The sequence below is a fragment of the Methylobacterium sp. 001424705 genome (genome assembly GCF_059816145.1).
The window spans coordinates 258,289-283,419 of sequence record NZ_JCBANU010000002.1 but is presented as its reverse complement, the minus strand read 5'-3'; the positions used below and the strand labels follow the sequence as shown (position 1 = coordinate 283,419).

Genomic DNA, 25,131 nt, shown 5'->3' with positions numbered 1-25,131 from the left:
CCGGCATCACCGGCTGGGCCCAGATCAACGGTTCGCGCGGGCCCACCCCCACCCTGGCCGACATGCAGCGCCGCGCCACCCTCGACCTCTGGTACATCGAGAACCAGAGCCTGCGCCTCGACCTCCAGATCCTCCTGCGCACCGTCCTGGCCGAAATCACCCGCCGCACCAACGCCTTCTGAGGCTCACTTCCTCTGTCCGTAGTCTAGCGCGATAAATCTTCGTGCTCGCCCGATACCGATCCCTCGCATCATCCAACGAGCGTGCCGGCCCGTCCCGGAGGTAGGACAGAGCGAAGATCCAGGGATCCGATCTGGCGACCTACGAGGTGAGCGGATTGAAGTGATGAAAGATGCGATGTCGGTCCATCTCCAGGATTCCATGATCCCGCCGGATCGACCAGACGATCAACCCTTGATTCAAGAATTCGCACGCGACGCGTAAGGCCTCCTCTTCGCCTCGTATGGCGAGATAGGCATGCGACACAATATCCTCCTTGGATAAGCCTGCTTTGACCGATTCGCTCTAATGGACGGTCCAGGACATCGCCTACTCTTAAAACAAGCCCAATTCTCCAGCTGAACGTTCAAGCGGGGGGATCGGCGAAACGTCGACGGTGGCGTTGCTTCAGCAGCCAGTCGGCATCACGCAGCACCGGCACGCGCGCAATGAAGGCGCCAATCGCCGGTGGGTCCCGGACAGCGTTCTTTTCCATGAACCCGTCCGAATCTGCCGTCGAAGAGCAATGCATTTGAAGACTGCTCGCTTAGCTGCCCCGCACGCGGGCTTCCATTGTCTCTTTCATCCCAACAAATCTTCGCAAAGAGTGGCATCTTCGATGCCCACGAATGGGAACGGATTCACTTGGAAGGACTTGTTCGCTGGATGCGCAACGGGCGCGTCGACGGAAGATGGAACTCATGACGAAACTTGCGATCGCTCTGGCCGCCAGCACTCTGCTTGGCGCCATCGGACTGACGTCTGCGTCGGCCGCTCCCGTGATGCCAGCGCCTGCCCTTGCCGTCGCCGGTGATCAAGTGGTCGACCAAGTCGCTTATCGCCGGCACCACCGCGGCATGCGCTATCACCGTCATCACCGCCGCATGCACCGCATGCCGCGATCGCGGATGATGAGCGATCCGAATTCCCGCAATCCGTCGCAGCCCGGCTATCAGCAGCAGAAGGGCAACACCTCAGGCGGCCCGCGCTACTGATCATCGGCGTCGGTCACAGCAGTCCGGTTGATCGTAGGGCCGTCGTGCAGAGCACGTCGGCCCTTTTCGCATTCCCCAGCCCTGGCGCTTTTCTGCTTCTCCCCAGGCGAGACGCATCCTCGCGCTGATTCTCCGATGGCCGCTCTGCTATGCTGAGCCCATGTCACAGCGCATCGCCCGCTCCGTTGCCAAGTCCGGTTCCGCTCCCTCGGATTACGCGACCAGTGCGGCCGTCCTTGAGACGGCTGGCGCCACCCCGATGATGGCGCAGTATATCGAGATCAAGGCCGCTAACACCGATTGCCTCCTGTTTTATCGGATGGGCGATTTCTACGAACTGTTCTTCGAGGATGCGGAGATCGCATCCCGCGCCTTAGGGATCGTGCTCACCAAACGGGGGAAGCACGGCGGGACCGACATCCCCATGTGTGGCGTGCCGGTGGATCGCGCCGACGACTACCTCAGTCGCCTCATCGCGCTCGGCCATCGTGTTGCGGTCTGTGCGCAGACGGAAGATCCTGCCGAAGCGAAGAAGCGGGGTCCTAAATCCGTCGTCCGGCGCGAAGTGGTCCGACTTGTTACGCCCGGGACCATCACCGAGGATCGCCTCCTCGATCCCGCTCGTGCGAATATCCTGCTCGCGATCGCCCGTCGCAAAGCGGGGGAAACGGCCTCCGTCTACGGTCTTGCAGCCGTGGACATCTCGACGGGGCGCTTCTCCCTGAGCGAGGTGGCGTCCGGCGAACTCGACTCCGCGATCGCCCGGCACGATCCGCGCGAGATCGTGTTGTCGGAAACCATTCACGCCGATCCGGCGCTCGCCCGGTTGTGGCGCGAATGCTCGGCCCCCGTAACGCCGTTGGCTCAGGCTGAACTCGAACTCTCCGCGGCCGAGCGGCGGCTCAAGGCGCAATTCGGGGTTTCGACTTTGGAGGGTTTCGGCCAGTTCGGGCGGGCCGAGATCGCCGCCGCGGGGGCGGCACTGCTTTACATCGAGCGTACACAGGTCGGTGCACGTCCGACCCTGTCACCACCCACTCGAGAGAGTTCCGCCGCGACCCTCTCCATCGATGCCTCCACCCGTGCCAATCTCGAACTGACCCGAACCCTATCCGGTGAGCGTAAGGGAAGCCTGCTGGACGCCATCGACCGGACTGTCTCCGCGGGTGGGGCCCGCCTCCTTGCGGAGCACCTCGCCGGCCCCCTGACAGATCTCGAAGCGATCCGGCACCGCCACGCAACTGTGGAGTTCCTGGTCGATGATGCGCCTACCCGCGCCGCCTTCCGCGACAGCCTCGCAAGAGCGCCGGATCTCGCCCGAGCCCTCTCGCGTCTTGCCCTAGGACGGGGCGGCCCACGTGACCTCGCGGCTCTCCGTGATGGTCTCGACGCGGCGCAGGATCTCGCCGATCGATGTGGGAGCCTTGTGCGCCTGCCGGAGGATCTCTTGGCGGTCGCGACCTGCCTTGCTGCCGTGGACCGCGCCCTGGTGTCGGAACTTCGTGCGGCGCTGGCCGACGACCTCCCCCTGAAGCGTCAAGATGGGGGGTTCGTACGCCACGGCTACGATTCGGAGATCGACGAAAGCCGATTGCTCGGCCAGGATTCACGAAAGGTCATCGCTGCCCTGCAGGCGCGTTACGCCGAGGAGACTGGCTGTCGTACCCTTCGGATCAAACACAACAACATGCTCGGCTACTACATCGAGGTGCCGCAGGGGGTGGGCGAGGCCTGCCTCAAAGGTGTAATGCGCGAGACCTTCATCCATCGCCAGACCATGGTCGATGCGATGCGCTTCACAAGTGTCGAACTCGGCCAGCTCGAAAGCCGTATCTCGGGTGCATCCGACCGGGCCCTGGCCTTGGAAAACGCCGTGTTCGATGCCCTCGCCGGACGAGTCCTGACGCAAGCAACCGCTATTGCTGAAGTAGCCGAGGCCCTCGCGCGGCTCGATGTGGCCGCGTCGCACGCCGAACTCGCGGTCGAACGCGATTGGCGCCGCCCTTTGGTCGATGAAAGCTACGCCTTCGTGGTGGAAGGAGGACGCCATCCCGTGGTGGAGGCGGCGCTCCACCGCTCCGGGGCTCCCTTCATCGCCAACGATTGCGATCTGTCGGGGGAGGGGCGCGGGCGCATCCGCCTGGTGACGGGTCCCAATATGGGCGGCAAGTCGACTTTCCTGCGTCAGAACGCGCTGATTGCCGTCCTGGCGCAGATCGGCGCGTTCGTGCCGGCGGCGCGCGTTCGCCTCGGCGTCGTCGATCGGCTGTTCTCCCGCGTTGGTGCCGCTGACGACCTCGCCCGAGGGCAATCGACCTTCATGGTCGAGATGGTCGAGACCGCTGCGATCCTAAATCAGGCGACCCGTCGCTCCCTCGTAATCTTGGACGAGATCGGTCGCGGCACCGCGACCTTCGATGGCCTCTCCATCGCCTGGGCCTGCCTTGAGCACCTGCACGAGCAGAATGGCGGCCGCGCCCTGTTCGCGACCCACTTCCACGAGCTTACCGCCCTTGGACAGCGCCTTTCCCACCTCGACAACGCGACTCTCCGGGTGGCCGAGCACAAGGGCGAAGTCGTCTTCCTGCATGAAGTGGTGCCTGGCGTGGCCGAGCGCTCCTACGGGTTGCAGGTGGCACGGCTGGCAGGCCTTCCGGCCGGCGTGATCGCCCGTGCGGGTTCGATCCTGAAGCATCTCGAGAAAGCCGAGCGCGACCGACCCTCAAGGCCCCGCATTAACGACTTGCCGCTCTTTGCCAATCTGGCGCCGCCGCCAATGCCGGAGGCGGTCTCCGAAGCGCCCGACGACACCCTGCGCCTCGCCCTCGAAGCCATCGATCCGGACGCGCTAACGCCACGCGAGGCCCTGGAGGCCCTGTACAGGCTCAAAGCTGTGGTCAGCCAGGGCCATTGAGGACGTCTCGGATGGTCTCAAGTGCCGACGACTGGGCCCACGGGCGGGGCCTGATCGTTGACGCCTTGGACCCGATGGGACGTCGACAGGGTCACCCCCGCAGGGTGAGGCGGCCTCCATTCATACTGAACTCGTTCAAGCGCTTCAGAAAGGACATGCCGAGGAGGCTGGTGGACAGGCGCCCGCGAGGCATGACCATGCCGTTGACCCCTTGAACGGTGATGGTGCCGATCCGTATTTCGGGAATACGCACCGGCGCCGCCAGGATGGTACCGTTGGCAGTCTGGACCGGTACGCGGAAATCGTGTTCGCCGACCTGCAAGCCCGCGCGCTCTGCATCCTCGTAAGTGAAGGCGCAGGCTGTTGCACCGGTATCGACCAACATGCGCAGACGCTTCCCGTCGATCACCGCATCGGTCGAGAAGTGTCCTTGCGCATCCGAGAAGAGCGTCAGGGTGCTCGGGCCGCCTCGCACCGATGCGCCCATGGCGCGCTCGCCCAGCGGCGTGGCAATGATGGCAGTCTCCGGGGCCGGCGGACGTTGGAATCGCTCTGCTAGCCCGACGGCCCAGATTGCGGCGGCTGCCGTCACTCCGAGCGCCCATACGATCGGTCGCGTCATAGCACCCATTCCTTCCTCGATGCGGAAGAATAGATCCGCCAGGGTGAACGAGCCGTCGGTTTGGGGTGGGAATCTTCTCGTGATTCGCTGTGGCCAAGGCTTATGGTTTCAGAGTCGCTGACGGGATCGATTGATGAGATCGCGCTGCGGCACCGCAATTGCTGACCCTGGAGGTCGGCAACCTCGGATAGAAAGGTGTCCTACCCAACGTTAGCAAGTTGCTCGGCGCAGGCCGCCTGCTGGGCCGCGAAGTTCAAACACGCCTACTCTACTGTCGCGGCGATGGCGGGGCTTGATTGGGGTGAACGCGTCGCTTGGGCTGATGCTGCCGAACTGCACACCGATGAAGCCTGGAGCCAAACCTTCGAAACGTGGAATCGGGGCGCGGCCGAGACCTTCCCCGCGACGGAGCGCGTCGCTGCCCGCACGACGGTGCCCGGGTACTATCGTTCTCCCCGGGCGGGATTGTCAGCGTGAGGAAGCCTGCTGGCTCCGTCTGCGGTCAAGCGAACCACACCCCTCTAAGGCTCGGGTGCACGGCTTGACGCAGGTGGCGCAGACTGAAGGGGACGCGGCCAGCCATACGCATTACCCTCTCATTGATTTCATCGATATCAATTATTGAAATCATCTGTTTGAATGATGGTGCGGTGCAAATACATTGCGATCACCGGACGAGGCATGGACCTCCGGTGAAAAGAAGGACACCTGTCATGACCAGCCGTCTCTTGATACTCGCGACCCTCGCAACGGCCAGCCTTGCCAATACTGCGATGGCGGACGACCGTACATTCCTTATGCCGCCGCTGTATCGCGAGCAGGCCCGCGCAACGGCCACCGTGCGTCCCGCTTCCGAGTTGACGACGACGCCTTCCCTGACCCCACGCGTGCCTGCCACCCGGCGGGTCATTGCCGAGACCGCTGACGTGTCCGTTCGTTAAGACGACCGCCCCGTGCGTCAGGGCAGTATCTCTCCGATCCGCGCTCCAGTGGGACGTTTCCCATTGGAGCGTTTTCGTCAATGCCTCGTGGCCGAAAGCGAAAGATCTCTTAAATCATCCGATCTAAATTATCCGATCTTTAGATTCGATCAGTAAGATAGCGCGCTCGTGTCTCGGGCCGGGCTCGCCTAGTTGCACGCCGAGATATCGTCAGCCAGGCTTCGGTCCACGATGCGGATCCGGGTCGGATGGATCGCCTTGGGGCGATCAGCTCGCGCTGAAATGACTGCGTCCGGACGCCGCCTCGGTTGCGCCGCGCGTTACTTGCGGGTATAGGCCGCGCCAGCGCCCGCCAGACACCCTTGGAGGCACGGGCGCTTCGGGGATCGGGGCATGGCCGTCCGTTTCGGGCGGCCTTTCGCGTTTTCCCGAGATTTTCATTTTCAAAAGGATCACGCCATGAGCGCAGTCAAGACGCTTGAGGCCGTGGCACGCGACCGGGTCGGCAAGGGGGCCGCCCGGGCCGTTCGTCGCCAGGGTCAAGTTCCCGCCGTCATCTATGGTGGCGGTCAGGCTCCGCAGTCCATCGCCGTCGACCTGGTCCGCGTCCGCACGCTGATCTACGCTGGTGGATTCAAGACCACCCTGTTCGAGATCAATGCGGGCGGCAAGAAGACTCGCGCAATCCCGCGCGACTTCCACCTGGATCCGGTGTCCGGCGTGCCGATCCACGTCGATTTTCTGCGCGTCGTTGCCGGCCAGTCGATCACGGTCGAGGTCCCGGTCCACTTCCTGAACGAGGACGCGGCCCCCGGCATCAAGCAGAAGGGCGGCACGCTCAACGTCGTGCTTCACACGCTTGCGCTCGAGGTTGCGCCCGACGCGATCCCGGATGCCATCGAGATCGATCTAACCGGCCGTGATATCGGCGATGCCATCCACATCACCGACGTGAAGCTGCCGTCCGGCGCCACCTTCACCGGTGAGCCCGACGCCACCGTCGCCAACATCGTGCCGCCGACCGTGCTTGGCGCCGAGGTCGAGGCCGAAGAGGCCGCGATCGCCGAGGCGCAGTCCGCCGAGGCCGCCGAGGAGAAGGCCGAAGAAGAGGCCACCGAGGAGGCCGGCGAGGACGAGAAGAAGGAGGATTGAGCCTGGGGCGCAAGCCCTGTCTCACCCCATCCCTGCGGGTGCCCCGGCCATCAGGCCGGGGCATCTCCGTTTCCGGGGACGCCCGCGGCGTTCCGATGCGAAAACCTGTCTGGATCGATTCGCGCAATGCGCCTGATCGTCGGCCTCGGCAATCCCGGCCCACGCTACGCCATGAACCGCCACAATATCGGCTTCCTCGCCGTGGACGAGATCGCGCGCGTGCACCGCGCCGGACCGTGGCGCCACAAGTTCCAGGGGGAGATCGCCGAAGTGGCCCTCGGGTCCGAGCGGGCGATCCTGCTGAAACCGCAGACCTTCATGAACGAATCCGGCCGTGCCGTGCAGGAAGCGCAGCGCTTCTACAAGATCGCCCTCTCCGACGTCATCGTCTTGCACGACGAACTGGATCTCGCCCAGGCCAAGCTGAGGGTGAAGACGGGGGGGGGCAATGCCGGCCACAATGGGCTGCGCTCGATCACGGCGCAATGCGGCAACGATTACCGCCGGGTCCGCCTCGGTATCGGACATCCAGGGGACAAGGCTCTGGTGCACGCCTACGTGCTGAACAACTTCGGCAAGGCGGAGGAGGCCTGGGTCGACGACCTCTGCCGGGCCATCGCCGACCATGCGCCCCTGCTGGCCGGTGGCGAGGATGCGAGCTTTCAGAACAAGGTCCACCTCGCCATGGCGGGGCGCGGCTGGGACGACGTCAAACAGGTTAACGCGCGCGATTGACCGCAGCGGTGACATCGGATTTCACGCGGGCAGCTTTTCAGCGGACCCGCGAACGTACAGGTGACCCATGGGCTTCAAATGCGGCATCGTCGGCCTGCCGAACGTCGGCAAGTCGACCCTTTTCAATGCGCTGACGCAGACGGCGGCGGCGCAGGCGGCGAACTATCCCTTCTGCACGATCGAGCCGAATGTCGGCGAGGTGGCGGTGCCGGATCCGCGTCTCGACGATCTCGCCAGGATCGCAGCCTCGAAGGAAATCATTCCGACCCGGCTCACGTTCGTGGATATCGCCGGCCTCGTGCGCGGCGCCTCGAAGGGCGAAGGCCTGGGGAACCAGTTCCTCGCCAACATCCGCGAGGTCGACGCCATCGCGCATGTGGTCCGCTGCTTCACCGACGGCGACGTGACGCATGTCGAGGGCAAGGTCGACCCAGCGGCCGACATCGAGACGATCGAGACCGAGCTGATGCTCGCCGATCTCGACAGCCTCGAGAAGCGCGTCATCGCCCTCGAGAAGAAGGCCAAGGGCGCCGACAAGGAGGCCAAGGAGACCCTCGATCTCGTCCAGCGTGCCCTGCCGCTGCTGCGCGAAGGCAAGCCCGCGCGCCTCGTGCAGCGTAAGCCCGAGGAGGAGCACCTGTTCCAGAGCCTCGGCTTAATGACGGCGAAACCCGTCCTCTACGTCTGCAACGTCGATGAAGGCGATGCCGACAAGGGCAACGCCTACTCGGATGCCGTGATGGCCCGCGCCAAGGCGGAAGACGCCAAGGCGGTCGTTGTCTCCGCCAAGATCGAGAGCGAGATCGCCGTGATGCCGCTCGGCGACCAGGGCGATTTCCTAGAGGCTGTCGGTCTCGCCGAGCCCGGCCTGAACCGTGTCATCCGCGCCGGCTACGAGCTTCTCGGCCTCATCACCTACTTCACGGTGGGGCCCAAGGAAGCGCGCGCCTGGACCATCGAAAAAGGCACCCGGGCTCCCGCCGCCGCCGGCGTGATCCATACGGACTTCGAGAAGGGGTTCATCCGCGCCGAGACCATCGCCTTCCACGATTATACGAGCCTGAAGGGTGAGGCCGGCGCCAAGGAGGCCGGCAAGTTCCGCCTCGAAGGCAAGGAATACGTGGTGCAGGACGGCGACGTGCTGCATTTTCGCTTCGCCAACTGATCTGACACGGGCGAGGGCGGCCTCGCTCCCGCATCGGCGGGCCGTCCCTCGGCCCGTCGAGTTCCAGCGCCTGAAAGGATCCGCATGACCGGCATCACCTTCGAGGACTTCACGCCCGGTACGGTGATCGAGGGTGGTCCGCTGACGGTGACGCAAGCCGAGATCATTGCCTTCGCTCAGGAATTCGACCCGCAACCGTTCCACCTCGACCCGGAGGCCGCCAAGGAAACCTTCGTCGGTCAGCTGATCGGCTCCGGCTGGCAGACCGCCGGCTTCGGGATGCGTCTCCTGCAGAAGCATGTCTTCCGCGGCGCTACCTCGATGGGCTCGCCCGGGATCAACGAGCTGCGCTGGCTCCGGCCGGTGCTGCCGGGCGATCGCCTGAGCATCTCGGTCCGGGTCGACACCTGCCGGGCCTCGAACTCGAAGCCGGAGCGCGGCTTCGTCGGTTTCGCGATGACCGTCCTGAACGGGGATGGCGAGCGCGTGATGACACAGATCTTCACGGTGATGTTTCCGCGGCGCGGCGTGGCCCCCTTGCCGCCGCGGGCCGTATCGCCTGCGGACGCCGTGCCGTCCGCAGAGCCCGACGATGCCGAACAGCTCCACTTCCTCGAAGCGACACCCATCGGTGCCGTGCGGGATCTCGGCGGCCACCACTTCACGCCGGAGGCGGTCATGGCCTTCGCGCAAGCCTACGACCCGCAGGCGTTCCACCTCGACCCGGAGGCCGCCCAGCACACCCATTTCGGCGCGCTCTGCGCCTCCGGTTGGCATACCGCTGCCGCTTGGATGAACCGGCTCCACATCACCCGCAGCCGCGACATCGCCCATACGGCGAAGACCGGTCCGGTCCCGCAACTCGGTCCCTCACCGGGCTTTCGCGACATGCGCTGGCTGGCGCCGGTCTATGCCGGCGACACGATCCGATACAGCTGTACCCTGATCGACAAGCGCGAGACCGCGTCGCGCCCCGGCTGGGGCCTCGCCTCCCACCAGAACACTGGCGTGAACCAGCGCGGCGAGAAAGTCTTCGCCTTCACTGGCTCTGTGTTCTGGCAATGGGCATCCGACGCCTGAGGCGTCAGGCGGCCTTGCGCCGTTCCGGGTAAAGGCCGAGAAGCCCCTCGGCATCGGCCGCGGCGACGCCGCGCTCCGTGATGAGACCGGTGACGAGGCGGGCCGGCGTCACGTCGAAGGCGGGGTTCGCCACAGGGCTTCCCGGCGAGACGACTTCGACGGTGGCGAAGCCGCCATCGGCCAGACGCCCGGTGAGATGCGTGACCTCGCGTCCGTCGCGCTCCTCGATGGGGATCTCGCGCACGCCGTCGTCCAGGGTCCAATCGATCGTCGAGAAGGGCAGGGCGGCGTAGAATGGCACCCGGTTGTCGCTGGCGGCCAGCGCCTTCAGGTAGGTGCCGATCTTGTTGCAGACGTCACCCGAGGCCGTGGTACGATCCGAGCCGACGATGCAGACGTCGACGGCACCGTGCTGCATGAGGTGACCGCCGGCATTGTCGGCGATGACGGTGTGCGGGACGCCGTGGGCGTTGAGTTCGAACGCCGTCAGGGCCGCGCCCTGGTTCCGAGGGCGAGTCTCGTCCACGAAAACGTGGACCGGCACGCCGGCATCGTGCGCCACGTAGATGGGTGCCAGGGCCGTTCCCCAATCCACCGTCGCGAGCCAGCCGGCGTTGCAGTGGGTCAGCACGTTGATGGTGCGATTCTTTTGACGGTGCAGGTCGCTCAGGATCTGTGCACCATGGACGCCGATGGCGTGGCAGTTCTCCACGTCCTCCTCGGCGATACGGCCGGCCTCCGCGTAGGCGAAGGCTGCGCGCTCGACCGCCGGCACCGTGCGAAGCTTGGCGGCGACACGGTCGAGGGCCCAGCGCAGGTTAATCGCGGTTGGCCGCGTGGCGGCGAGGATCGCCGCGGCCCGGTCGAGCCCGGCTTCGGAGGCATCCGCGCGCAGGCCGAGGGCGAGCCCATAGGCGGCCGTGACACCGATGAGTGGGGCGCCGCGCACGACCATGGTGCGGATCGCCACCGCGGCCTCGTCCAGGGTGGACAGCGTCTTCAGCTCGAAGGCGAAGGGCAGGCGGGTCTGGTCGATCACTGCCACGGAGGCGCCGTCCTCGGCGGGGAAGATGGTGCGGTAGGGCTTGCCGTCGATCTTCATGGGGGAATCCGTGTGCTGGCGGTGCCGAGGCTGAGAGGCCTCGTCGTCGGACGGCGTTTACGTCAGAATGCGGTCGGGAGGCCAGCTTGCGGCCCGATCTGTCGAGACCGCAAAATTCTCAGAACCGCAGCGGCCGCACCCGCTTCACCTGTGGGATCGCGGCGATGCTAGCCAGAACGTCCTTCGAGACCGGCGCATCGACGGCGCAGAAACAGATGGCATTGCCGCCCATCCCATCGCGTCCGAGGGCGAACGTCGCCACGTTGACGCCGGCTGCGCCGAGCGCGCTGCCGAAGCGTCCGATGAAGCCCGGCTGGTCGTGATTGCGCACGTACAGCATGTGCTCTGCGAAGGCAGAATCGATCGGAATGGAGCGGATCTCGATCATGCGCGGCTTGCCGTCGTGGAAGACCGTGCCGGCGGCATCGCGGGGCATGTCCTCGGCCTCGACGGTGATGCGGATCACCGATCCGAAATCGGGTGCCCCGCCGGCGCGGGTGACCTCCTCGACCCGGATGCCGCGCTCGCGCGCCACCGCCGGGGCGGAGATCATGTTGATGCCCGACAGGACGGGGCGGAGCACGCCGGTGACGGCAGCCGCCGTGAGTGCGCGCGTGTTCATCGCCGCCACCGCGCCTTCATACGTCACCCGGATGCCGTGGATCGGCGCGTCGGTAAGCTGGCCCAGGAACGAGCCGAGGTTCTCGGCCAGCTCCACGAAGGGTCTCAGGCGCGGCGCCTCGTCGGCCGAGATCGACGGCGTGTTGACGGCGTTCACGACGGCGCCCTGCAGGAGGTAGTCCGCCATCTGCTCCGCGATCTGCAGGGCGACGTTCTCCTGCGCCTCCTTCGTCACGGCGCCGAGATGGGGCGTGCAGACCACGTTCGGATGCCCGAAGAGCGGGTTCTCGTAAGCCGGCTCGGTCGCGAACACGTCGAAGGCGGCGCCCCCGACCCGGCCGGACTCGAGGGCAGCGCGCAGTGCGACCTCGTCGACCAGGCCACCGCGGGCACAGTTGATGATGCGGACGCCCGGCTTCGTCCGCGCCAGGGCGTCGGCCGAGAGGATGTTCCGGGTCCGCTCGGTCAGGGGGACGTGCAGGCTGATCAGGTCGGCGCGCGCGAGAAGCGCGTTGAGTTCGCGCTTCTCGACGCCGATCTCGGCGGCGCGCTCCGGCGTGAGGTAGGGATCGTAGGCGATCACCTTGAGCTTGAGACCGATCGCCCGGTCGGCGACGACGGCGCCGATGTTGCCGCAGCCGATGATCCCCAGGGTCTTGCCCGTCAGCTCCGTGCCCATGAAGCGGGCCTTCTCCCAGCGGCCGGCCTGGGTCGAGGCGTCGGCCTGCGGGATCTGCCGGGCGAGGGCGAACATCATCGCGATGGCGTGCTCGGCGGTGGTGATCGCGTTGCCGAAGGGGGTGTTCATCACGATGACGCCGCGGGCGCTGGCCGCCGCCACGTCGACGTTGTCGACCCCGATTCCGGCGCGACCGACCACCTTCAGACGGTCGGCTCGCACCAGCAGCTTGGCCGTGACCCTGGTGGTGGAGCGGATCGCGAGACCGTCATAGGCACCGATCAGGGCGGCGCAGGCGTCGCGATCCCGGCCGAGCTCGGGCCGGAAGTCGACGTCGAGGCCGCGGTCGCGCAGGCGCTGCACGGCGGCTTCGGAGAGGGCGTCGGAGATGAGCACCTTGGGCGCGGGCATGGCGGTGTCCGGCTCGGGCGGGGGAGGACCGACGCGCGACGGGGCCGGACAGCGGCTCCGTCGCGCGCGCGGTATACGACGCAGGTGACGTCGAGGTCGCGCGGGCGTCAGGCGGCCCGGGCGAGCTTCGCCTTCTCGGACGCGAAGGCCCAGTCGAGCCACGGGGTCAGGGCCTCGAGGTCCGCGGACTCGACCGTGCCGCCGCACCAGATCCTGAGGCCGGCGGGAGCATCCCGGTAGGCGCCGATGTCGAAGGCGATGCCCTCGCGGTCCAGGGTGTCGGCGATGCCCTTGGCGACCGCACCGACGACGGCGTCGCCCATGGCGAGGATGTCCGGGTCGGTGAGGACGAGGCAGATCCCGGTGTTGCTGTAGGTGCCGGGATCGGCGGCGAGGTGGCCGATCCAGGGCGTCCGCGCCACCCAGTCGTGGATGACCCGGGCGTTGGCATCGGCCCGGGCGTGCAGCGCCGGCAGGCCGCCGATGCGCGCGGCCCATTTCAGGGTGTCGAGGTAATCCTCGACCGCCAGCATCGAGGGCGTGTTGATGGTGTCGCCCTTGAAGATGCCCTCGATCAGCTTGCCGTCCTTGGCCAGGCGGAAGACCTTCGGGACTGGCCAGGCCGGGACGTTCGATTCGATGCGGGCGACGGCGCGGGGCGAGAGCACGATCATGCCGTGCGCGGCCTCGCCGCCCATGACCTTCTGCCAGGAGAAGGTGACGACATCGAGCTTGGCCCAGTCCAGTGGCATCGCGAAGGCCGCCGAGGTCGCGTCGCAGATGGTGACGCCCTCGCGGTCGGCGGCGATCCAGTCGCCGTTCGGCACGCGGACGCCGGCGGCGGTGCCGTTCCAGGTGAAGATGACGTCGTTGCGTCGGGTGTCGACGGCCGACAGGTCGGGCAGGACGCCGTAATCGCCGACATGCACCCGCGGCGCGATCTTCAGTTCCTTCAGGGCGTCGGTGACCCATTCGAGGCCGAAGGCCTCCCAGGCGACGACCTCGACGGTCTTCGGGCCCAGCATCGACCACATCGCCATCTCGACGGCGCCGGTGTCGGAGGCCGGCACGATGCCGATCCGGTAATCGGCCGGCACCTGCAGGACGCTGCGGGTGAGGTCGATGGCCTCCTTGAGCTTGGCCTTGCCGATGGCCGAGCGGTGCGAGCGGCCCAGCGGCGCGTCGGCCAGGGCCTCGAGGCTCCAGCCCGGACGCTTGGTGCAGGGGCCGGAGGAGAAATTCGGCACGCGGGGGCGCGTGGCGGGTCGGTTGGTCACGTGCGTCATCCTTCCAGATGAGAGCTCCTCGTTGGGGAGGAGTGGCCCGCCGACGCCAATGGACCCGCGTCGCACGGGACGCAAGCGGTCGCCGGGCCGCCGGGGATCGGACCGCACACCGGCGGCGGACCTTCCGACCGTTTCACGCATGCGCTCGGTTCAAGGTCGTCCCGCGATGCGGAGGATGCCCAAAGAATTTCCTGGCGGGATTCAGGCGATCTCTGCGCCAAACGCTGCGATCCAGTCTCGGATCGACTGAGCGATGATACCCGTGTCAGCCTGCCTACCTCGGCAGCCTGATTGTCCCGGCCCAAGCCGATGTTCGGGGTGGCCCTCACCCGGCGACGCCGCGCCGAGGGACATGACCACATTCCGAAAGCGTTACTTGCGTCTGCCGCGCGGGACCACCGGGCCGGCACCGTCCGCGCGCCGAGGCGGGACGGCCGTCCCGGGGCGTCGTCGCCGGACGTGCCCGATCCTCTGCCCGGATGCGCCAAGACCCCCGCGCCCGCCGATGGGTCGCAAACCCGGGCGAAGCGTCGGTCGTGGGCCGGAGACCGCAATGCGCGGCATGCAGGCTCAGATGCGTCCCGCGACCGCGCGTCACCGGTGTTTCACAAATCCTCGCTAGAGGACATCTGTATAGAGATTCCTCTATAGCCAAATCGATTTGCGTTTATTTTTCGTTCAAATCAATAAAGCGAGATCAATCCGCGGCGATCTCGTCCAGAAACTGAATAAACCCGATCCTGGAAAGAGACGACGATGCTCATTCGCATGTCCGGCGTGTCCGCGCTCGTGCTGGCCGCTTCCTTCAGTCCTGCCCAGGCGCAGAGTCTGACCACGTTGCCCCAGAGGGATGGGGCCCAGGTGCTGGGCGGCTTCTTGAGCCTGCCGCGGGCGACCTATCTCGAAAGCCTGCAGCGCACGATCGAATTCAATCGCGGATCCGGCCCGGCGCGGTTCGACCAAGCGGTGTTCGACGCCGGCAATTATGAACTGGGCTTCTTCGGCACGAAGGCCGCCGCCTTCCTCCAGGCGGTGCCGAGCGGCAGCCCGACCCCGATCGGCAATGCGCTCGACTTCATCTCGAAGACCGCCAACGGCCGCGTCGGCGGGGACAGCGGCGCGCTCAAGCTGTATTTCGGCGCGATCAACACCTACGGCACCGTCTTCGGCCTGACGCAGCCGGGGGTCCCAAATTCCCAGGGCAATCCGCGGCCGTTCCAGGTCAGCAGCGAGGTCAAGCTCGACCCGCGCTACGGCCTGGTGCAGAGCAGCAATTCCGCGGCCTTTCCCAGCGGACACTCGACCGCCGGCAATACCAACGGTCTCCTCTACGCGGTGATGGTGCCGGAACTCTATCAGCGGTCCCTGGCGAAAGCGGCGGACTTCGGGAACAGCCGCCTGGTGCTCGGCGTGCACTATGCCCTCGACATCATCGGCGGCCGGATCCTCGCCCTCGAGGAAACCACGAAGCTGCTGAACAACACGTCCGGCTACCTGCAGCCCGGCGAGGATTTCGCCGCCACCGTGACCCAGTCCGCCCAGGCGCTGCACAGCTACATCCGGTCGCGATGCGGCGTCGGGGTCGGGGAATGCGCCGCGCAGGGCCCGAACGCGTACGGCGACAAGGCACGCAACAAGGCGCTCTACGAAAGCACGCTGACCTACGGCCTGAGTCCCGTCGGCCCCACCGACCTCGCCCCCGTCGTCCCGCAGGGCGCGGAGGTCCTCCTGGCCACCCGGTTCCCCTATCTCACCGCCCCGCAGCGCCGCGACGTGCTCGCGACGACCGAGATCGCCTCGGGCCAGCCCCTCGACGACGGCAGCGGCTGGGCCCGGCTGAACCTGTTCGCGGCGGCCGACGGATACGGTGCCTTCAACGGCCCGGTCCGGGTCGTCATGGATGCGGCCAAGGGCGGATTCGCGCAATACGACACCTGGGCCAATGATATCGGCGGTTCCGGCTCACTCACCAAGGACGGCACCGGCACCCTCGTGCTGAGCGGCACCAACAGCTATGCGGGCGGGACCACCGTCCTCGGCGGCACCCTCGTCGGCCAGGCCCGGGCATTCGGTTCGGGGACGATCACCGACAACGCCGTCGTCATCCTCGATCAGGCCGCGGATGCCACCATGGCCAACGCCATCGACGGCACGGGCCGCCTGACCAAGATCAATGCCGGTCGCTTGACCCTGACCGGAGGCGGCACCCTGTCCGGCCCCGTCTCGGTGCTGCAGGGCGGCCTCGCGATCGACGGATCGTTCGCGAACGCGCCCGTCACGGTGGGCGCCGGTGCGAGCCTCGGCGGCACGGGGACGCTCGGGAGCCTGACGGCGCAATCGGGGAGCACCGTCGCGCCCGGCCGTTCCATCGGAACGCTGTCCGTCGCCGGAAGCGTCGCCTTCGCAGCCGGCTCCACCTACCAGGTCGAGGCCAGCGCCGCCGGACAGGCGGACCGGATCGCGGCCGGCGGTCCGGCGACACTCTCGGGCGGCACCGTTCAGGTCCTGGCCGCCACCGGGGCCTACACCCCGCGCACCACCTACACGATCCTCACCGCCGGCGGCGGCGTCTCGGGCCGGTTCGACGGCGTCACCGCCAACTTGGCCTTCCTGACCCCGAGCCTGCGCTACGGCGCGTCCGACGTCGACCTGACCCTCACCCGCAACGACGTGCCGTTCGCCGCGAGCGCCACCTCCCGCAACGGCATCGCGGTCGCCGACGCCATCCAGGCATCCGGGACCGGCCGGATCTACGACGCCGCCGTGGGGTTCACCGCCCCGGAGGCGGCGGGCGGCTTCCGGGCGCTGGCCGGCGGCCTCCACGCCAGCACCGTCTCCACCGCCTACGAGACCGCGTTCTTCGTGCGCGAGGCGGTCCTCGACCGCCTGCGCTGGGGTGGCCTCGGCACCGGCCTGAATTACGGACGTCTCCCGGCCGCCTACACGGCGGATCTTCCGGGCCGTCCGCCCGCCGTGGCCATCCTGCCGATGCGCATGCTCGACCCGCAGGTGTTCGGGCTCTGGGGCCAGGCCTTCGGGGCCTTCGGCAGCGCCCGGGGCGGCGGAAACGCCTACGATGTCGACCGGCAGATCGCCGGCTTCGCCACCGGCGCGGACCTGCAGCTGCCGGGCGGGCTGCGCCTCGGCGTGGTCGGCGGCTACACCGAGGCCTACCTGGACAGCGCGGGAGGGGCCGGTGTCACCCGAAGCGCGGAGAGCGCCGCGCTGAAGGGCGGGTTCGGCGGCGTCTACGGCGGCTACGCGGTCGGTCCGCTGTCCCTGCGGCTGGGCGCGATCTACGCCGACACCGACACGCGCAGCCGGCGCGCGGTGCCCTACGGGCTGTCCAGCACGCTGGCCGGCCACGGCGGCGGCTCCACGGTCCAGGGCTTCGGTGAGATCGGCTGGACGATCCCCCTGGGGTCGTCGATGGCGGCCACCCCGGTGTCGACGGAGCGTGGGACCGGCGCGGGGCTCCCGGCGGCGGCGACCTCCATCGAGCCGTTCGTCGGCGCGGCCTATGTCGGCATCCGGCGGGAGGCCTTGGCCGAGACGGGCGGCGCGGCCGCCCTGGCGAGCGCGGCGGGGGAGTACGGCCTCGGCGCCACGACGGTGGGCCTGCGCGGGCAGGCGAGCCTGGACCTGGGGCTCGGCCTGCCGGTGACGGTGCGGGGTCTGGCGGGCTACCGGCGGGCATTCGGGGACGTGGTGCCCTTGGCGCTGCTGACCTTCGCCGGCGGACCGGCCTTCCTGAGCGCGGGCGTGCCGATCGACCGGGACGCCTTCGTGGCCGAGTTCGGCCTGGACGTCGCGGTGGCGCCAAATGCCAGCCTCGGCGTGGCCTATACTGGCCAGACCGGCAGCCGGGCGCAGGACCAGGCCGTGAAGGGGAACTTCGTCTGGCGCTTCTGAGCCCCCAGGGCCCGACGCGGCTCGATCCCCGTCGGGCTGCGGACCGACCCATCATACGAACTCCGTTTGATCCCTTCGGGATGGCGGAGTTCGGCTTCGCTCAAGCGCCGCGCGGGCTGAGCGATACGGACCCCGCTTGAATCAAGCGGAGCCCGTATCAGCCCTCCGGGCGGCGGAGCAGGTCCGGCCGGCGCTCCCGGGTCAGGCGCAGGGCCTCGGCCCGGCGCCATCGCGCGATGGCGCCGTGGTTGCCGCCGGTGAGCACGTCCGGGATCGCGCGGCCTTCCCAGTCCCGGGGGCGGGTGTAGTGCGGGTACTCGAGATGGCCCGTCTCGAAGCTCTCCTCCTCGCCGGAGGCGAGCTTGCCCATCACGCCGGGCAGGAGGCGCACGCAGGCGTCGAGCACCACAAGGGCGGCGATCTCGCCGCCGGAGAGGATGTAGTCGCCGATGGAGACCTCCTCGAGGCCACGCCCGGCGATCACGCGCTCGTCCACGCCCTCGAAGCGGCCGCAGACGACGAGCACGCCGGGCCCCGCGCTCAAGGACCGGACGCGCGCCTGCGTGAGAGGCCGGCCCCGTGGGCTCATGAGGAGCCGGGGCCGGGGATCGTCGGGCGTGCCCGCGGCGTCGATGGCGGCGGCTAGGACGTCGCAGCGCAGCACCATGCCGGCGCCGCCCCCGGCGGGGGTGTCGTCCACCGCCCGGTGCCGGCCAAGGCCATGCTCGCGGATATCGCGGGCCTCCAGGCTCCAGGTGCCTCGCGCCAGCGCATCCCCGGACAGGGACACCCCGAGCGGCCCCGGAAACATCTCCGGATAGAGGGTGAGGACGGTGGCGTTCCAGGGACTGGCGGTCATGGTGCTTACTGGCGCGCGGAGGCGCGCTGGGTCAACGTGGCACCGATCCGGCGGCGGCGGGTTAAGCCTGCATGGCCGCTTCCCCCTCGCTCCGTCCCCGGCTCCTCGTTGCCCTCGTCCGGACCGCCACCCTGGCGCTGGCCCTGACGGGGTTCGGCCTGTTGCGGCCCGTCCGGGCGGCTGAGCCCTTGGCCCCGGCGGGTACGCCCGCCGCGGCCTTCCCGAAGCCCGACCGGCCGGTGGCCGAGATCGTCGCCCCGCTCTGGGCCTCGGAGGCGCAGCGCGACTCCGTCGACGAGGTCGGGCAGGTGATGCGGCTCATGGGCATCGCGGCCGGCCAGAGCGTCGCCGATATCGGCGCGGGCAGCGGCTACTACACGGTGCGGATGGCCGAGCGGGTCGGTCCCCAGGGACACGTCTATGCCGAGGACGTGACGCCGCGCTACCTGGCGGGCCTGGAGGGGCGCATCGCCAAGAGCGCGCTCACCAACGTCACGGTGGTGCGTGGCGAGCCGCACGATCCACGCCTGCCGCCGGCCTCCCTCGACGCCGCCGTGCTGGTCCACATGTACCACGAGATCGCCCAGCCCTTCGGCCTGCTCCACAACCTCGCGCCGATGATGAAGCCGGGCGGCCGGATCGGGATCGTCGACGCCGACGACGTGCCCTCGCGGCACGGCACGCCGCCGGCGTTGCTCGCCTGCGAATTGACGGCTGCCGGATACCGTCAGACCGGCTTCTCGGTGCTGGAGGGCGGCGTCGGCTACCTCGCGATCTTCGCGGCGCCCGCCGCCGCCGACCGGCCGAATCCGGGTTCCATCCGCCCCTGCCGGGACGAGACCACCCGGGGCGCCAAGGATGGGGCGTCCAAGCGCGCGCGGTGAGCGGGTGGGCGACTCCGCCTTCAGGCGCTGGTGTCGAGGACCAGGGCCGAGGACGCGCTGCTGGTGCGGTTCGTTCCGTTGGCGCCGTAGGCGGACCCGGTGGCCTGGACGCTCTGCAGTTGCTTGATGAAGCTGCTCAGGAGGTCGCTGACCGAGGCGCGCGTGGCGGAGCCGTTCGTCGTGCCGTCATCCGAACCGGACGCCGCGCCGTCCGGCGGCGGACCGGGGGGCGGGCCGCCCGCCTCGCGCGCACCGTCGGCCTGCGACGCGCGCGTGCTCTGCCCGCCGCTGGCGAAGAGGGATTTCAGCGCGCCCGCCTGATCGTCCGTGAGGGTGCCGGCGCTGACCTGATCCGCGATCAGTCCGTCGATCCGGTCCGTCAGGGAGGCCGGATCGCGTGCCGCCGCCGCTCCCCCGGCGGCCTTGCCGTTCGACGACGCGGACAGGCCCGTGTCGATCGCCGTGAGGGCCGAGGTGAGGGCAGTGGCGTCCGTGCCGCTCAGGGCGCCGGCGGACAGTTCGCTGGAGATGGTCGATGCCATCTGCTCCTTCATCGCCCCGTGAGGGCGCGGTGGCGGCCGCGGGGCGAAAACCGGGGAGGCCGCGGAGGCGATTGTGCTCATGGGGGGCGCACGGGGGTTCGGGGCACCGGGAAAGCCCGGCCGTCGATACGTGGGAAATCTACCCACGCGACGCTTAACAGCCGGTTATCCGGGTTTCACGATTCGGCGGGGCGGTGACGGGGCGGGAGCGTCAGGCGGCCGCCGTCAGCCGCGGCGTCACCTCGGTGCCCAGCAGGGCGATGGAGCGCTGCATGGCCTCCGGCTCCTGCATCGCCGAGCTCATCTGGAAAGTGAGGCGGGACAGGCCGCCGAGGGCGGCGTCGGCGGTCCGCACCTTCGCGGCGACCGTCTCCGGGGCACCGATGAGGTAGGATCCGCCGGGCGCGCACATGGCGGCGAACTGCTCCTCGAGGCCGGAACTCGGCCAGCCGCGTTCGGCTCCGATCTTGCCGAACATCGCGGCCCAGCCCGGATAGAACGCCTCCCGGGCCGCGCGGTCGGTGTCGGCGACGAAGCCGATGGCGTGGACGCCGACCTTCAGGGTCTCGGGGGCGTGCCCGGCCCGGCGGCCGGCCTCGCGGTAGAGCTCCACCAGGGGCCGGAAGCGCTCGAAGCGGCCACCGATGATCGCCACCATCAGGGGCAGGCCGAGGGTGCCGGCGCGGGCGAAGGAGGCCGGCGTCCCGCCCACGCCGACCCAGATCGGGAGGCGCTCCTGGTACGGGCGCGGGTAGACGCCCTGTCCGGTGAGCGGGGGGCGGAAGCGGCCCCGCCAGGTGACGTGGGTCTGCGCGCGCAGGGCGAGCAGCAGCTCGAGCTTCTCCGCGAACAGGGCGTCGTAGTCCTCGGCCGCGAAGCCGAAGAGCGGGTAGGCCTCGCCGAAGGAGCCCCGTCCGACCACCATCTCGGCGCGGCCCCGGGCGATCAGGTCGAGGGTGGCGAAGTCCTGGAAGACCCGCACCGGATCGGCCGCGCTCAGCACGGTCACGGCGCTGGTCAGGCGGATGCGACGGGTGCGGGCGGCCGCGGCCGCCAGGATGACGGCGGGGGCGGCGTCGAGGAACTCCGCCCGGTGATGTTCGCCGATGCCGAACACGTCGAGGCCGGAGCGGTCGGCGGCTTCGACCTCGTCGAGCAGGCGTTCCATGCGCTCGGCCGCCGAGAGGGTCCGGCCCGTCTTCGGATCGGGGAGGGTGACGGCGAAGCTGTCGATGCCGATGTCCATGGTGGGGTCTCTCGCGGGCGGGGGCGACGTGACGCGGGGGCGACGGGCAGCGAAGGGTTTCCGCCGATCAGCGCCGCAGGCCCAGGACCGAGCGGGTCTGGTCCCGGCGCAGCCAGGCCAGGGTCGCGGTCAGGACGAGGAGCACGGCGGCCGGGGCGGCGGGCGTGGGCAGGACGACCAAGTGGGCGATCACGGCGCCCACCATGGTGGCGGCGAGCCAGAGGGCGGCGAGGCCCGCGAAGCCCGGGATCAGCAAGGCCACGGCACCGGCGACTTCCACGAGGCCGGTGACGATCCGGAACCACTGGCCGACGCCGATGAGGTCGTAGACCTGCACCATCATCGGCGCGCCGGCGAGCTTGGCGCCGCCCGCCGCGAGGAAGACGAGGGCGAGGAGACCCTGCAGCGCCCAGGCCGAGACGGTGCGGGCGCGCGTGGGAGCGGGAGAGGCGGTGAGGGCGAGGGACATGGGGGATCATCCGGGTCTGCGATCGCCGGGGCCGGAGCGGCTCGGCTGTGAGTCCCGATCTAGGTGGTGGCCCTCTCTCAGCGAAGCCTCTATCATTCGATGCGTCCCATCACCCAGGCAGATGGATGCTCGACCCGCTCACCCTCGATCAGCTCCGCACCTTCGTGGCCGCCGTGGACACCGGCAGCTTCTCGGCCGCCGGACGCAAGCTCGGACGCGCGCAGTCCCTGGTGAGCCAGTCCCTGGCCAACCTGGAAGCCCAGTCGGGGGTGAAGCTGTTCGACCGCACCAGCCGGTACCCGGTGCTGACGGAGGCCGGGCGCGTGCTCCTGGCCCATGCGCGCGCCACGGTGGCGGCTGCCGAGACCTTCAAGGCGCAGGCCCGCGACCTCGCCGGCGGCCTGGAGCCGGAGGTGAGCATCGTCCTCGACGTGCTGTTTCCGATCCAGGTGGTGACGCAGGCGGTCGCGGCCTTCCAGCCGGCCTTCCCCGAGACGCCCCTGCGCATTCAGGTCGAGACCCTGGGGGCGGTGATCGCGCCGGTCCTCGACGGACGCTGCGCCTTCGCGGTGGCGGGGGCGACGCCCCTGTTGCCTCCCGAACTTGCCCGCGAGCCCCTGCGGCAGATCGAACTCGTGATGGTCGCGGCGCCCGCTCACCCGCTCGCCCGCCGGACCGGCCCGATCGCCACCGCCGACCTCGCCGAACAGGTCCAGCTCGTTCTGACCGACCGCAGCGACCTGACCAAGGGGCGGGAATTCGGCGTGTTCTCGCCGCGCACTTGGCGGCTCGCCGACCTCGGATCGAAGCACGCCTTCCTGCGCTCCGGCCTCGGCTGGGGCGGCATGCCCCTGGACGTGGTGGCCGAGGATCTCGCCAATGGTCAGCTCGTGCGCCTCGACGTCGCCGCCCTGCCGAAGGGCGGTCTGTTCCTGCCGATGTGGGCCGTCTACCCGATGGAGCGTCCGCCGGGCCCGGCCGGCCGCTGGCTCATCGGCCAGCTCCGCGACGTCTCCCCGGGCGCCTGATCCGGGGAAGGCAGGTGGGCCTCGGCCGCGCTCGCGCCGAGCTGGATCGGGGATGATCCGCGGCTCCGAGCGGTCTCGGATCGATCCGCACCACCGGGCTTCTCGAAATGACGGGTTTTCTTTCATCCAGAAGACGAAATCCTCCGCAATCTCCATTAAACTTTAATCGGCGTGCTGGATCTTGGCCGGAAAATTCGGGGTGCTCCCATGTCGTTTTTATCCAGGGTCAAGATTTTACCGAAGCTGGGAGCCATCGTAGCGCTCATCGCCCTGATGGTCGGCGTCTGTGTCTGGTTCGCTCAGGGGCGTATGACGGAGATCGACGATGCCTATAGTCTGTTCATCTCACGGGATGCCAAGGGTGCGGCGACCGCCCGCCGGGTGAACCGGCTCGTTTTCGAGATGAATTACTGGGTCTACCGGGTCATCGCGGAAACCGACGACGCCCAGATGAAGGCGGCCAATGACGGATTCGAGGCCACGCTCGCGCCGATGCGCCAGGCCCTCGCCGACCTGCGTCTGCAGGCCCCGTCCTTCGGCACCCGCGTCGAGGCGCAGACCGCGCGCGTCGAGCGGTTCGTGCAAGACGTGTCCGAGGTCCGCCGGCTGGGGACGGCGAACCGGAACGCGGAGGCCATCGTTCTGGTGCACCGCGCCATCGACCCGACCTTCGCCCTCATGGTCCAGGAAGGCAGCCAGCTCGGCGAGGACATCGCCGCGTCAATGGAGAAGGGCTCGGCCGATTTGACCGCCCAGACCAATGCCACCCGCCACAGCCTGATCCTGTTCAGCACCCTCGGCATGCTCGCCGGCCTCCTGACCGCCGCCTTCGTGGGCATCCTGGGGATCACCCGGCCGCTGGCCAGCCTGGTCGGCGTTCTCGAGCGCATGGCGCAGGGCTCCTTTGAGGCGACGATCCCGGAGGCGCGCCGCGGCGACGAGGTCGGCGCGGTCGCCCGCGCGGTTGAGGGCATCAAGACGATGGTGGCGCAGAAGGCGGCCGAGCAGGCCGAGATCCGGCGCATCGCCGACGCGGCCGCGGTGACGGAACGCAGGCGCACGATGATCGAGCTTGCGGACGGCTTCGAGCGCGCCGTGGGCGGCATCGTCGGTCTCGTCTCGTCCTCGGCGACGGAGTTGCAGGCGACGGCCCAGCAGATGACCGCGACGGCCCAGCAGACGGCGGCCCAGTCCAGCCAGGTCGCGGCGGCGGCCGAGGAGGCCGCGTCGAACGTCGGCACCGTGGCGGCCGCCGCCGAGGAACTCGGCTCCTCGGTCCAGGAGATCGGCCGGCAGGTTCAGGGCTCGGCGGGGCTCGCGCAGGCGGCCGTCGGCGAGGCGGATCAGACGGGCCAGCTCGTCCAGGCCCTCCGGACCACCTCGGCCCGGATCGGCGACATGGTCGGGCTGATCTCGAACATCGCCGGGCAGACCAACCTGCTGGCGCTGAACGCCACCATCGAGGCGGCGCGGGCGGGCGAAGCGGGGCGGGGTTTCGCGGTGGTGGCCACGGAGGTCAAGGAGCTGGCCGGGCAGACCGCCCGGGCGACGGAGGAGATCGCGCGCCAGATCGGCGAGATCCAGGGCGTCACCGACCAGGCGGTCTCCGCGATCGGGGGCATCACCGGCCGGATCCGCGAGATCGACGGAATGGCGAGCGGCATCGCCGCGGCGGTCGAGCAGCAGGGGGCCGCCACCCAGGAGATCGTGCGCAACGTCGCCCAGGCGGCCCAGGGCACGAGCGAGGTCACCGGCAACATCTCGGGCGTGGCCAGGGCCTCGGAGGAGACCGGTGCGGCGGCCACGCAGGTGCTCGCCTCGGCCTCCGAGCTGTCGCGCCAGTCCGAGCACCTCGGCGCCGAGGTGAGCCGGTTCCTCTCGGGCGTCCGCGCCGCCTGAGACCCCGTCCGATGGATGGCCTCGGGTGGCTCGGTCGGATCAGGGCCCCTCTTCCGTGCGGGCGGAGGCCGGGGTGAGGGGCATGCCCCATCCGACGCGGTTCCACACTCCACCCGTCCCTCTCCGTCCTGGAGAGGGGACCCGCGCGTGACAGGTGTCGTCGGACTCGACCGGAGCGGGCATGCGGCAGCCCAGGCGGGGCCTGATTCGGCCGGGGTCATGCCCTTCCTGCGGGTCGGATCGCCGCGCCATGTGACCCGAAAAGGTGCCCCACCGGGCCCCCCAGGCCGCGGAACCGCCCGGCGGCTCCCGGCCTCGGCGTCCCGAAGTGGTTTGCTGAGACAAATGGGCTCCGGCGTCACCGCGTCGG

Annotated in this window: 21 protein-coding genes; 12 read left to right on the top strand and 9 right to left on the bottom strand. The window is 68.9% G+C overall.

Annotation, left to right across the window (positions count from 1 at the left end; genetic code table 11):
* The coding region (locus AC6EUL_RS03540; protein WP_499868880.1) for a sugar transferase at positions 1-182 on the top strand (182 nt) is incomplete at its 5' end.
* 404 nt (positions 183-586) lie between these two features.
* Here AC6EUL_RS03540 and AC6EUL_RS03535 read toward each other — a convergent pair.
* Positions 587-715 (bottom strand): hypothetical protein, encoded by a 129-nt coding sequence (locus AC6EUL_RS03535; protein WP_274534703.1) that lies wholly within the window; start codon positions 713-715, stop codon positions 587-589.
* 205 nt (positions 716-920) lie between these two features.
* Here AC6EUL_RS03535 and AC6EUL_RS03530 point away from each other — a divergent pair, with 205 nt between their 5' ends.
* Both AC6EUL_RS03530 and mutS read left to right on the top strand, forming a co-directional pair.
* Positions 921-1,214 (top strand): hypothetical protein, encoded by a 294-nt coding sequence (locus AC6EUL_RS03530; RefSeq protein ID WP_499868877.1) that lies wholly within the window; start codon positions 921-923, stop codon positions 1,212-1,214.
* Between the two features lie 259 nt (positions 1,215-1,473).
* Positions 1,474-4,128, top strand: coding sequence for a DNA mismatch repair protein MutS (gene mutS / locus AC6EUL_RS03525; protein WP_499868905.1), 2,655 nt, complete (start codon positions 1,474-1,476; stop codon positions 4,126-4,128).
* A 91-nt stretch (positions 4,129-4,219) separates the two neighbouring features.
* On the opposite strand, the gene AC6EUL_RS03520 is transcribed toward mutS, so the two are convergent.
* The gene (locus AC6EUL_RS03520) at positions 4,220-4,750 is read right to left on the bottom strand and encodes a retropepsin-like aspartic protease family protein (RefSeq protein ID WP_499868875.1); all 531 of its coding nucleotides are present in this window, start codon (positions 4,748-4,750) and stop codon (positions 4,220-4,222) included.
* A gap of 713 nt (positions 4,751-5,463) precedes the next feature.
* On the opposite strand from AC6EUL_RS03520, the gene AC6EUL_RS03515 reads away from it, so the two are divergent.
* The 5 genes from AC6EUL_RS03515 (at position 5,464) to AC6EUL_RS03495 (ending at position 9,823) form a co-directional block, all read left to right on the top strand.
* Complete coding sequence (locus AC6EUL_RS03515) at positions 5,464-5,691, top strand: hypothetical protein (protein WP_499868873.1); 228 nt, start codon at positions 5,464-5,466, stop codon at positions 5,689-5,691.
* A 459-nt stretch (positions 5,692-6,150) separates the two neighbouring features.
* Positions 6,151-6,843, top strand: coding sequence for a 50S ribosomal protein L25/general stress protein Ctc (locus tag AC6EUL_RS03510; RefSeq protein WP_056210838.1), 693 nt, complete (start codon positions 6,151-6,153; stop codon positions 6,841-6,843).
* Positions 6,844-6,969: 126 nt separating this feature from the next.
* Positions 6,970-7,578, top strand: coding sequence for an aminoacyl-tRNA hydrolase (pth, locus tag AC6EUL_RS03505; protein ID WP_499868872.1), 609 nt, complete (start codon positions 6,970-6,972; stop codon positions 7,576-7,578).
* 67 nt (positions 7,579-7,645) lie between these two features.
* Positions 7,646-8,743, top strand: coding sequence for a redox-regulated ATPase YchF (gene ychF / locus AC6EUL_RS03500; RefSeq protein ID WP_056272986.1), 1,098 nt, complete (start codon positions 7,646-7,648; stop codon positions 8,741-8,743).
* A gap of 84 nt (positions 8,744-8,827) precedes the next feature.
* Complete coding sequence (locus AC6EUL_RS03495) at positions 8,828-9,823, top strand: MaoC family dehydratase (RefSeq protein ID WP_499868869.1); 996 nt, start codon at positions 8,828-8,830, stop codon at positions 9,821-9,823.
* A gap of 4 nt (positions 9,824-9,827) precedes the next feature.
* On the opposite strand, the gene mtnA is transcribed toward AC6EUL_RS03495, so the two are convergent.
* The 3 genes from mtnA to AC6EUL_RS03480 form a co-directional block, all read right to left on the bottom strand.
* A complete protein-coding gene (gene mtnA, locus AC6EUL_RS03490; protein ID WP_499868867.1) occupies positions 9,828-10,925 on the bottom strand; it encodes an S-methyl-5-thioribose-1-phosphate isomerase in 1,098 nt (365 codons plus the stop codon).
* 118 nt (positions 10,926-11,043) lie between these two features.
* A complete protein-coding gene (serA, locus tag AC6EUL_RS03485; RefSeq protein WP_499868865.1) occupies positions 11,044-12,636 on the bottom strand; it encodes a phosphoglycerate dehydrogenase in 1,593 nt (530 codons plus the stop codon).
* A gap of 107 nt (positions 12,637-12,743) precedes the next feature.
* Positions 12,744-13,922 (bottom strand): phosphoserine transaminase, encoded by a 1,179-nt coding sequence (locus AC6EUL_RS03480; protein ID WP_056210855.1) that lies wholly within the window; start codon positions 13,920-13,922, stop codon positions 12,744-12,746.
* 756 nt (positions 13,923-14,678) lie between these two features.
* Here AC6EUL_RS03480 and AC6EUL_RS03475 point away from each other — a divergent pair.
* Positions 14,679-17,834 carry an autotransporter domain-containing protein gene (locus AC6EUL_RS03475; RefSeq protein ID WP_499868863.1) on the top strand — a complete coding sequence of 1,052 codons (3,156 nt, stop codon included), beginning with the start codon at positions 14,679-14,681 and terminating at the stop codon, positions 17,832-17,834.
* Between the two features lie 157 nt (positions 17,835-17,991).
* On the opposite strand, the gene trmD is transcribed toward AC6EUL_RS03475, so the two are convergent.
* On the bottom strand, positions 17,992-18,693 hold the full coding sequence (gene trmD / locus AC6EUL_RS03470; protein WP_499868861.1) for a tRNA (guanosine(37)-N1)-methyltransferase TrmD: 702 nt from the start codon (positions 18,691-18,693) through the stop codon (positions 17,992-17,994).
* Positions 18,694-18,764: 71 nt separating this feature from the next.
* Here trmD and AC6EUL_RS03465 point away from each other — a divergent pair, with 71 nt between their 5' ends.
* Positions 18,765-19,577 carry a methyltransferase domain-containing protein gene (locus AC6EUL_RS03465; protein ID WP_499868859.1) on the top strand — a complete coding sequence of 271 codons (813 nt, stop codon included), beginning with the start codon at positions 18,765-18,767 and terminating at the stop codon, positions 19,575-19,577.
* A 20-nt stretch (positions 19,578-19,597) separates the two neighbouring features.
* Here AC6EUL_RS03465 and AC6EUL_RS03460 read toward each other — a convergent pair whose 3' ends face one another.
* From AC6EUL_RS03460 to AC6EUL_RS03450, 3 genes are all read right to left on the bottom strand, one after another.
* Positions 19,598-20,119: a hypothetical protein gene (locus AC6EUL_RS03460; RefSeq protein WP_499868858.1), complete on the bottom strand. Its 522-nt coding sequence runs from the start codon at positions 20,117-20,119 to the stop codon at positions 19,598-19,600.
* A gap of 211 nt (positions 20,120-20,330) precedes the next feature.
* Complete coding sequence (locus AC6EUL_RS03455; RefSeq protein ID WP_499868856.1) at positions 20,331-21,365, bottom strand: Atu2307/SP_0267 family LLM class monooxygenase; 1,035 nt, start codon at positions 21,363-21,365, stop codon at positions 20,331-20,333.
* 67 nt (positions 21,366-21,432) lie between these two features.
* Entirely contained in the window at positions 21,433-21,834 is a 402-nt protein-coding gene (locus tag AC6EUL_RS03450) for a DoxX family protein (RefSeq protein WP_499868854.1), read from the bottom strand.
* Between the two features lie 125 nt (positions 21,835-21,959).
* Between AC6EUL_RS03450 and AC6EUL_RS03445 the strand changes: the two genes are divergently transcribed.
* Entirely contained in the window at positions 21,960-22,862 is a 903-nt protein-coding gene (locus tag AC6EUL_RS03445) for a LysR family transcriptional regulator (RefSeq protein ID WP_056353587.1), read from the top strand.
* Positions 22,863-23,069: 207 nt separating this feature from the next.
* The gene (locus tag AC6EUL_RS03440; protein WP_499868852.1) at positions 23,070-24,761 is read left to right on the top strand and encodes a methyl-accepting chemotaxis protein; all 1,692 of its coding nucleotides are present in this window, start codon (positions 23,070-23,072) and stop codon (positions 24,759-24,761) included.
* The last annotated feature ends 370 nt before the right edge of the window (positions 24,762-25,131 follow it).

Bases quoted from the DNA above. Each gene is read 5' to 3' on its own strand.
- AC6EUL_RS03535 (WP_274534703.1), bottom strand. From the start codon at position 715: ATGGAAAAGAACGCTGTCCGGGACCCACCGGCGATTGGCGCCTTCATT.
- AC6EUL_RS03455 (WP_499868856.1), bottom strand. From the start codon at position 21,365: ATGGACATCGGCATCGACAGCTTCGCCGTCACCCTCCCCGATCCGAAG.
- AC6EUL_RS03475 (WP_499868863.1), top strand. From the start codon at position 14,679: ATGCTCATTCGCATGTCCGGCGTGTCCGCGCTCGTGCTGGCCGCTTCC.
- AC6EUL_RS03445 (WP_056353587.1), top strand. From the start codon at position 21,960: ATGCTCGACCCGCTCACCCTCGATCAGCTCCGCACCTTCGTGGCCGCC.
- pth (WP_499868872.1), top strand. From the start codon at position 6,970: ATGCGCCTGATCGTCGGCCTCGGCAATCCCGGCCCACGCTACGCCATG.
- AC6EUL_RS03440 (WP_499868852.1), top strand. From the start codon at position 23,070: ATGTCGTTTTTATCCAGGGTCAAGATTTTACCGAAGCTGGGAGCCATC.
- AC6EUL_RS03480 (WP_056210855.1), bottom strand. From the start codon at position 13,922: ATGACGCACGTGACCAACCGACCCGCCACGCGCCCCCGCGTGCCGAAT.
- ychF (WP_056272986.1), top strand. From the start codon at position 7,646: ATGGGCTTCAAATGCGGCATCGTCGGCCTGCCGAACGTCGGCAAGTCG.
- AC6EUL_RS03530 (WP_499868877.1), top strand. From the start codon at position 921: ATGACGAAACTTGCGATCGCTCTGGCCGCCAGCACTCTGCTTGGCGCC.
- AC6EUL_RS03515 (WP_499868873.1), top strand. From the start codon at position 5,464: ATGACCAGCCGTCTCTTGATACTCGCGACCCTCGCAACGGCCAGCCTT.
- AC6EUL_RS03520 (WP_499868875.1), bottom strand. From the start codon at position 4,750: ATGACGCGACCGATCGTATGGGCGCTCGGAGTGACGGCAGCCGCCGCA.
- mutS (WP_499868905.1), top strand. From the start codon at position 1,474: ATGATGGCGCAGTATATCGAGATCAAGGCCGCTAACACCGATTGCCTC.
- AC6EUL_RS03465 (WP_499868859.1), top strand. From the start codon at position 18,765: ATGGCCGCTTCCCCCTCGCTCCGTCCCCGGCTCCTCGTTGCCCTCGTC.
- AC6EUL_RS03460 (WP_499868858.1), bottom strand. From the start codon at position 20,119: ATGGCATCGACCATCTCCAGCGAACTGTCCGCCGGCGCCCTGAGCGGC.
- AC6EUL_RS03495 (WP_499868869.1), top strand. From the start codon at position 8,828: ATGACCGGCATCACCTTCGAGGACTTCACGCCCGGTACGGTGATCGAG.
- AC6EUL_RS03510 (WP_056210838.1), top strand. From the start codon at position 6,151: ATGAGCGCAGTCAAGACGCTTGAGGCCGTGGCACGCGACCGGGTCGGC.
- AC6EUL_RS03450 (WP_499868854.1), bottom strand. From the start codon at position 21,834: ATGTCCCTCGCCCTCACCGCCTCTCCCGCTCCCACGCGCGCCCGCACC.
- mtnA (WP_499868867.1), bottom strand. From the start codon at position 10,925: ATGAAGATCGACGGCAAGCCCTACCGCACCATCTTCCCCGCCGAGGAC.
- trmD (WP_499868861.1), bottom strand. From the start codon at position 18,693: ATGACCGCCAGTCCCTGGAACGCCACCGTCCTCACCCTCTATCCGGAG.
- serA (WP_499868865.1), bottom strand. From the start codon at position 12,636: ATGCCCGCGCCCAAGGTGCTCATCTCCGACGCCCTCTCCGAAGCCGCC.